This window comes from Allobosea sp. P4_E12 (genome assembly GCF_056401655.1).
On the sequence record NZ_JBFUIY010000084.1, the window covers coordinates 1 to 7,181 of the forward strand.

10 protein-coding genes are annotated in these 7,181 nt (G+C 61.4%); 4 read left to right on the forward strand and 6 right to left on the reverse strand.

Annotated elements, in window-relative coordinates; genetic code table 11:
- Positions 1-226: transposase (locus AC1DW9_RS35780; RefSeq protein WP_476855369.1), on the reverse strand; the 226-nt coding region annotated here is incomplete at its 3' end.
- 168 nt (positions 227-394) lie between these two features.
- Positions 395-547, reverse strand: coding sequence for a MucR family transcriptional regulator (locus tag AC1DW9_RS35785; protein ID WP_441509100.1), 153 nt, complete (start codon positions 545-547; stop codon positions 395-397).
- A gap of 201 nt (positions 548-748) precedes the next feature.
- On the opposite strand from AC1DW9_RS35785, the gene AC1DW9_RS35790 reads away from it, so the two are divergent.
- The 3 genes from AC1DW9_RS35790 to AC1DW9_RS35800 all read left to right on the forward strand — a co-directional run bounded on the left by AC1DW9_RS35790 (position 749) and on the right by AC1DW9_RS35800 (position 2,758).
- Positions 749-1,096, forward strand: a complete 348-nt coding sequence (locus AC1DW9_RS35790; protein ID WP_441509092.1) for a hypothetical protein — start codon at positions 749-751, stop codon at positions 1,094-1,096.
- 100 nt (positions 1,097-1,196) lie between these two features.
- Positions 1,197-1,955 (forward strand): SDR family NAD(P)-dependent oxidoreductase, encoded by a 759-nt coding sequence (locus AC1DW9_RS35795; RefSeq protein WP_476855370.1) that lies wholly within the window; start codon positions 1,197-1,199, stop codon positions 1,953-1,955.
- Positions 1,956-1,969: 14 nt separating this feature from the next.
- On the forward strand, positions 1,970-2,758 hold the full coding sequence (locus AC1DW9_RS35800; protein ID WP_441509094.1) for an N-acyl homoserine lactonase family protein: 789 nt from the start codon (positions 1,970-1,972) through the stop codon (positions 2,756-2,758).
- 36 nt (positions 2,759-2,794) lie between these two features.
- On the opposite strand, the gene AC1DW9_RS35805 is transcribed toward AC1DW9_RS35800, so the two are convergent.
- The 4 genes from AC1DW9_RS35805 to AC1DW9_RS35820 all read right to left on the reverse strand — a co-directional run bounded on the left by AC1DW9_RS35805 (position 2,795) and on the right by AC1DW9_RS35820 (position 6,657).
- Positions 2,795-4,270, reverse strand: coding sequence for an ABC transporter substrate-binding protein (locus tag AC1DW9_RS35805; protein WP_476855371.1), 1,476 nt, complete (start codon positions 4,268-4,270; stop codon positions 2,795-2,797).
- 128 nt (positions 4,271-4,398) lie between these two features.
- Complete coding sequence (locus AC1DW9_RS35810; protein WP_441509096.1) at positions 4,399-4,953, reverse strand: Rossmann-fold NAD(P)-binding domain-containing protein; 555 nt, start codon at positions 4,951-4,953, stop codon at positions 4,399-4,401.
- Between the two features lie 283 nt (positions 4,954-5,236).
- Positions 5,237-5,749: a ribosome hibernation-promoting factor, HPF/YfiA family gene (gene hpf, locus AC1DW9_RS35815; protein WP_441509097.1), complete on the reverse strand. Its 513-nt coding sequence runs from the start codon at positions 5,747-5,749 to the stop codon at positions 5,237-5,239.
- A 455-nt stretch (positions 5,750-6,204) separates the two neighbouring features.
- The gene (locus AC1DW9_RS35820) at positions 6,205-6,657 is read right to left on the reverse strand and encodes a transposase (RefSeq protein WP_476777523.1); all 453 of its coding nucleotides are present in this window, start codon (positions 6,655-6,657) and stop codon (positions 6,205-6,207) included.
- Between the two features lie 238 nt (positions 6,658-6,895).
- Between AC1DW9_RS35820 and AC1DW9_RS35825 the strand changes: the two genes are divergently transcribed.
- Positions 6,896-7,181 (forward strand): hypothetical protein (locus AC1DW9_RS35825; protein ID WP_476855372.1); only part of this gene is annotated, 286 nt, incomplete at its 3' end.

The window sequence follows — 7,181 nt, forward strand, 5'->3', positions numbered from 1 at the left end:
CGGCTCGGCTGTAGCCATAGAGAAGCAGGGCCACCATCATGCCGGGATGGTAGGGCGGATAGCCGCGCTCCTCGGTGTAGCTGTCGATAATAGCCGAAAGGTCGAGCCCTTCGCGCACCGTGTCACGGACGAAATGCGCCAGGTGACCGGGCGGCACGAACTCATGCAGCGAAGGCGGCAAAAGCCAGCCCTGATCGACATCCCAAGAGCGAAACACTTTGGCCATGAGCCAGTGAATCATCCCGAAGCCACCCGGTCCAGAGGATTACTCGGACGGGCTCCTAGGTGTGAGCTCTCAATAGGTTGTCCATCCGGTCCCGAGCGAGGAAGCTGAGGTTGCGAAGCTTCAGTCTCCATCGAAGGAGGACCGGATGAACATCCACAAGAATGCCCGTCAGACGCAGTTGGGTCGAGAGCGGCAGGCACGGCCTCTGGCGTGATCGCCAGGCGACAGATTGTAAGACGTCAGCAGACGACGTTTGAGGCCCTTGAATTTCCGGCCATCATTCAAGCAGATCAGATCATTGGGTGCGACTGACTTCTTGATCTAAACCGCGGGTTCACGCTTCTCCTCGACAGGAGCGCTTCGCCGCTCATCCATGCATCGAACGGTGACAGCTTCTACTCGACTGCCGGGCGCAACCTGCTACCGGCATTCCAAGCCTCTTTGACTGCTTGTTTTCGCCGAAAGGCCGTTGTGAGATATGCAAGAGCGTTTCAAGCTCGCTATTCGGGGAACGAAACGACAATGAAATTCAAGCCCGTTATCTCTGCTGGCCTGTTCGGCGCCGGCCTATTCGTTTGCTTCGCGACTGCTCCCGCGGTCGCCCAATCACCCAAGCCGCCGGCTCAAGTCAAGGTGACGAACGCGCGTACCGCGCCACTGGCTTCCCTGGAAATCACGACGTCGGGCGAGCAGCCGCGCCTGATCGCCAAGCTCACCAAGCCGCTCGGGCCCGGCAAGAGCATTGCCCTCAAGCTGAACAAGCCCACGGGCTGCAGCTACTCCGTCCTTGCCAAGTTCAGCGACGAGGTCGAGAGCGATAGTGACCTCATCGATCTGTGCAGCGAGAAGTCCATCCGACTGACGGATTGAACCCGCAACCATAACGGATTGGCAAGTCACACCGACGCACATGTAGGCTCGCGGCGGTCCTCCTGATCTCCGATAATGGCAAAAGCTGATAGGATAAGTTGTGGCACTTGCATCGACGACCGCCTTGGTGACCGGGGCCGACAGCCAAGGGATTGGGCGCGGGATTGCGCTGGCGCTGGCGCGCGAAGGTGCCGACGTCGCGCTTCACTGGTATCGAAGTGAATCGGCCGCCGAGACGCTCGCCACGGAGATCCGCGCACTCGGCCGAAACACGGTGCTCGTGCATGCCGATATGGGCGATGCGGCCGCCGCCCGCGCCGCAGTAAGGCAGGCGGACAAGGCGTTGGGCGGTCTCGGCATCCTCGTCTGCAACGCCGCCAAGATCCAGCGAAAGCCCTTCCTCGACATCACTGACGAGGACTGGGCCAGTATCCATGCTGTGAATCTGCAGGGTTATTTCGCCTGCTCGCAGGAAGCCGCCAAGCTCATGATCGGCCATCGCAGGCCGGCCCGGATCATCATGGTCTCGTCGGTTAACCAGGCCCATGCTAACCCTGACATTGCCCATTACGTTGCGACTAAGGGCGGCGTGATGATGTTGGCCCGCGCCATGGCTCTCGAGCTCGCTCCTCACGGTATTACCGTCAACCTCGTCGCTCCGGGTACGATCGAGACCGATATCAATCGCCACATGCTCGCCGATCCGGAGGTTCGCGCCCGCAAGCTCGCGCCGATCCCCTTGGGCCGCGCGGGACTCCCCGAGGACGTCGCAGGGGCCGTCGTCTATCTCGCGGGCGAGGGAGCGTCCTATGTCACAGGCTCGACCATCACAGTCGATGGCGGGTTGACCATCACCTGATCGAGGCCGCGCTCATGACCGATCTGCCGATTCACGAAGTTTACGCCATCCGCTTCGCCCACCACGCGGCGCGCAGGCGCAGCGAGAATTTCCTGGGTGGCGATGCCCATGACGGGCCGATGCCGTTTGACTACTTCGTCTTCGTGATCAGGGGTCCGTCGGGCGCTGTCGTCGTTGATACGGGCTTCAATGCCGATGTAGCGCGCACCCGCGGCCGCCAGCATCTGCGCTGTCCGAGTGAAGGGCTCGCGCTCCTCGGCATCGAACCCGCGTCCATTCGCGACGTTGTGCTGACGCATTTGCACTACGACCACTGCGGCAACCAGCATCTGTTCCCGCAGGCGCGGTTTCATCTCCAGACGTCGGAGATGGCCTATGCCACCGGCCCGTGCATGTGCCACGGCATGCTGCGCGGTGGGTACGATCCAGAGGACATCGCCGCGACGGTGCGCAAGCTCTTCGAAGGGCGCGTCGCTTATCACACGGACGAGGGCATGCTCGCACCCGGGATCACGCTCCACCGCGTCGGCGGCCATACCGAGGGGCAGCAGGTTGTGCGCGTGAAGACGCGAAAGGGCTGGCTCGTGCTCGCTTCGGACGCGACCCATTTCTTCGAGAATTTCGAGCGGGATATCCCGTTCCCGTGGATCTACAATGTCGGCGCAACGCTGGAAGGCTTCAAGCGCCTGCGCGAACTCGCCAGTGATCCCCGGCTGGTGATCCCGGGGCATGATCCGCAGATCATGGAGCGGTTTCCGGCAGCCTCCGAAGCCGCCAAGGGGATCGTCGCGCGGCTCGACTGACTCCGCGCAACGATTGAAACTACCAGTGTCGGCTTCTCACTTCACAGGCACGATGTCCATCGCCAGCGTCTCCTCGTCGCTGCGTAGTCGCACGGTTTGGGCCCGATCCTTCCAGACGGCCCAAGCATACTTGATTACGGTCAGCGGCAGCGTCGCACGATCCTTCATGAAGAGGCCAGCGGCCTTGTTCAGCATGTCGCGGCGCTTGGCATCGTCGAGCTCTCCGCCAGCATCGTCGATCAGCTGATCGACCTCCGGGTTGGCATAGGCGCGCCAGTTGAACTGTCCGAGCTTCTTGGCGGGATCGTTGGAATGGGCGATGGCCGAATAGGTGTAGTAGGCCTCCCCGGTTATCGTGCCCCAGCCGGCCATGGTCGCCGACAGCTCGCCTCGTGGTCGGGCCGAGAACAGGATGGAGACCGGAACGCCGTTGGCGGCGACGTCGATTCCGACCCGCGCCAGCATCTGGACCAGTGTCGTGCCGATTTCGCGGTCGCCCGGGAGACGATCCACGGTAAAGCTCAGGGTGAACTTGAAGCCATTGGGGTAGCCGGCCTCCTTAAGCAACTGACGCGAACGCTCTAGGTTGGCCTTGGTGGCGGGAATGTTGTCATTGTAGCCGAATATGCCCTGCGAGACGAGCTGCGTCGCCGGCGAACCCATGCCGTCCATCGCGATCTCGCCAAGCTGGCTACGGTCGATGGCGAGGTCGATCGCCTCGCGCACGCGCGGATCCCGGAACGGGTTTGCGGGCAGTGCTGAGCCATCCTTGGCGCTGACCTGCGGCGTCTTCTCGCGTAGATCGAAATCAAGCAGGAAGACGAAGATGGTGTCCTGCGTCGGTACGCTGAGCTTGGCGTCCTTCTGCAGCGAGGCGACGTCGTTGGCCGAAACGCGCGCAATCATGTCGACCTGTCGAGCGCGCAATTGAGCAACGCGCGCCGCGTCATTGGCGATCTCCTTGCGCACGACCCGCTGCCAGGGCTGCGGGCCGGCCCAATAACCCTCGAAGCGGTCGAGCGTCAGATCAGCCTTCGGGGTCCAGGAGACGAGTTTATAGGGCCCGGTTCCGATCGCGGCCTTTCCGGAGTTGAAGGCTTCGTTTGAGGTCTCGCGATTGAGACCGGCAGCCGCCTTGGAAGAAACGATGAACAGCCTGACAAGATCGTTGGGCAGGGTCGGCGCGGCGCCCTCGGTCAGCAGATGGACGGTGAAGGCATCGACGATCTTCACCTCCTTGACGCGTCGGGTGTAGAGCGTCGCCGGATTGGGGCCGGTGACATTGGCGATGCGCTCGATCGAGAACTTCACGTCCTCTGCGGTGAAATCCGAGCCGTCGTGGAATTTCACGCCCTTGCGGAGCTTGAACTCCCAAGTGGTTGCATCGACCGGCTTCCATGACTCGGCTAGCCCCGGCTCGACCTGCAGCTTCTCGTTGGACTTGACCAGCGTGTCGAAGACATGCTTGAGCGCCTCGACATGGACACCGAGCGCGCTGAAATGTGGGTCCATCGATTCCGGACCTGCACGTACGCCCACAGTCAGGGTCTGAGCCGACGCCAGCGTGGCCGCGGCGAGCCCCAAAGCCAAAGATGCTGCGCCTAGAAACCTATTGATCAACATGCCCCGCTCGCCTTTGCTCATTGTTCGCCCTCCAAAGATTTTTCGAAGCCGTCCACCGCGGAAAAGCGGATTATCTGCAAAAATGGAATGACAGTCGGGACGTCGTTCATCACGGAAGGCCAGTCGGCACAATCAATCCAAGCCGGCCAATCACAGCCTCGCCACCGTCCGAAGTTCTCGCTCGACTGGGCAGTCTGCCAGCTCAGTCTTGGACTACTGCGGGGCTCAGGTAGGAATGACGCTTCACATCGGATCAGCATCGCCATCATGGCGAATTCAGCCGACGGCTTGGCATGGACGCCGCGACTGGTGCTGATGACGATGTCACTATCGATAAGGCCAGCGGGAAAGTCCAAGAGGATCGCCCCACGGGCAAGGGGACTTCGCCAGCGTGCTTCCCGTTCCGATTTTCGCTGGAACGATAAAACGATCTTGCGGTCGGCGATGTGACGCGTCGGCGGCACTAGATCCGGATTGAAGGCAACCTCGGCCTCGAACCCGGCAGCTTGGTGGATGCGAGGGACAGGCTCAGCCTTGAGCGGAGAGGTGACGAAGATGGCCCGCCGCTGCATGCCTTGCTCAAAACACTGAGGACGAAAGCTGGAAGCAGAGATTGTGCCAATTGGAACTGGTTTGTACAGTGCTATTTGCGAGCCTCCGGAACGGTTCTCCTGTCTGTCGAAGAATGTGGCACAGCCACGTCTCGATGCTTCACAGTCGGCTACCCATCCCGAGACTGGCGCCGTGGCAAGCCCTGCCAGCACTAATTCGACCGCCGCATGATGTTCATGCTCCGTTCGACCTTAGCGTAAGATTTTGAGCAGCTCTTGTTCTGACCCCTCGTAGGGTCGGGCGTTACTCGACTGCTTCCCGGCGGGGATCGGTGTGGCGGGCTTCGATGTCGGCTTTGCTCGCCTGCATCAGTGCCTTTGCATAGGGATCGGTGGGCACGGCGGCGGGATTGTAGCTCTCCTCCTCGCCGAGATCGGAGGCCGGAAGCGGCGGTGCGCGCAGCCCTTCATTCACCATGGCGACCTTGTCGGGACGCTGCGCCTTGTCCTCGCGCATTTGGCGCTTGGCGCGGCGAAGCTGTTTCGAGAGCTTTTCGAGGCAGATGTTGAAGGCAGTGTAGATTTCTACGTTCTCGTGCTCGGCGGCGAGGTTTTGCATGCCACGCGAGCGGAACCGGATTGCGCAGGCGTAGAAGGCCCCCGTCTTCTTGAATTGCACCGTCGCCTCGGTGATCCGCCCGAAATATTTCCCGGCGGTCTCTTCGATCTTGCGCTCGGCGAATTCGCGGAGCGCGTCCCCAAGCTCGACATTATGGCCTGAGACCATGATCGGCTTGTCCATCGCTAGTTGCCGCATCGGCTTCCTCCGTTAGGGGTTCCCCACCCAACCGCAGCACGAACGACCAGGGTTTCAAGCTTTGACCCCGAATGCAAGAGCGTAAAATTTGCCGATCCCAGAGCGGACAACCGAGGCGGGCCATCATTCTCTGCATGCTGAGCTTATCAGGGGGCGCCAGGTCCTTCGGCAAAGAATATCTGTAGCGAGATTGCGGGGGGCAGCAGCAGGCGGTGTATCAAAAGCTGCGACTATCCTTTCAGGCTGACGAGGCTGATACCTAACTCAAGAGGCTGTTGCCGAAGGCGGGCGCTGACGATGACGCTCGCTGGCGCTGTCTGTAGCGGCCTCGAGGCCTCCAATCAGGATCGCATCCGAGCTCGGATTAGCGCGCCAAAGGAATCTCACTAACCCACGTAGTGCAGCTTCCGTGAAAAGCGTCGCAGCGGCCTTTTGCAAAAGGCCGCCGCGACGCATCAACCCGCAACCGCCTGAGAGGAAACGGCTTGGGGGTCAGTTTCGGATGGCGGTGGACAGCATCGAATTTCTCGCGCGGTCAGCCGGCTCGAGTAACATGGGGCCGGCGGTCCACCTCCAGTGCAGCACGCCCGCGAGAGCTTGCGGGCCACCGCGACGATCACGCGCCTGCGGCCCTTCAGCCGGGAAAGCCGCGCGCCGAACTTGCGCAGCGGCGACGATTGTCCTCGACCGTTCATGATCGTGTTGGCGGCCAGGAACAGCGCCGAGCGCCCCTCGGCATCGCCGGCTTTCGATGTCCGCCCCAGGTTGTCGCGCTCGCCTGACTGGTCGTGGTGCGGCGTGAGCACGAAGTGGGCCGCCACTGTTTTTGACGGCCGGAGCCGTGTCGGATCGTAGACGGCGGACTTGAACGTCAATGGTGCGATGGAACCGACGCCTGACAGCGTCATCGCCCGCCTGGTTGCGGCACCGAGAGAGCCGAACGAACCGGACCATGGTCGCAGGTTTCGCTGCCACGCCCTCAGACCAAGGTCGGAGGTTTCGGCCCCAATGGACCACAGACCAGCGGCCCCCCAAAGGCACGCGCTGGTCCCGAAAATACCGTGACCTTGTCCTCTAACCACCTATACGTTGGTGGAGTTAATGTGCCCCTAATATTAATCCGCGTTTTGCAATTTGGGGTCCATCATGGCTTCGAGCTTTGTGGTCAATCTCGCCGATCTGAACAAGATTCTTGAGCAAATCAAGGTTGCAGAGCGTAACGTTGCGGGTGAAAGTCTTGTCGATATTATCGGTCAAGATGCATCCTTGCTGCCAATCGGCCTTAGAACGGTCGATGGCAGTAACAATCATCTCCTTCCAGGTCAGAGCCAGGCTGGCGCTGCGGACGGAATCTTCCCGCGGCTGCTGACCCCGACCTACATCAATGATGCCGATGGCGACATGATGCCGCTCGGCCCCCCCGGAGCACCGG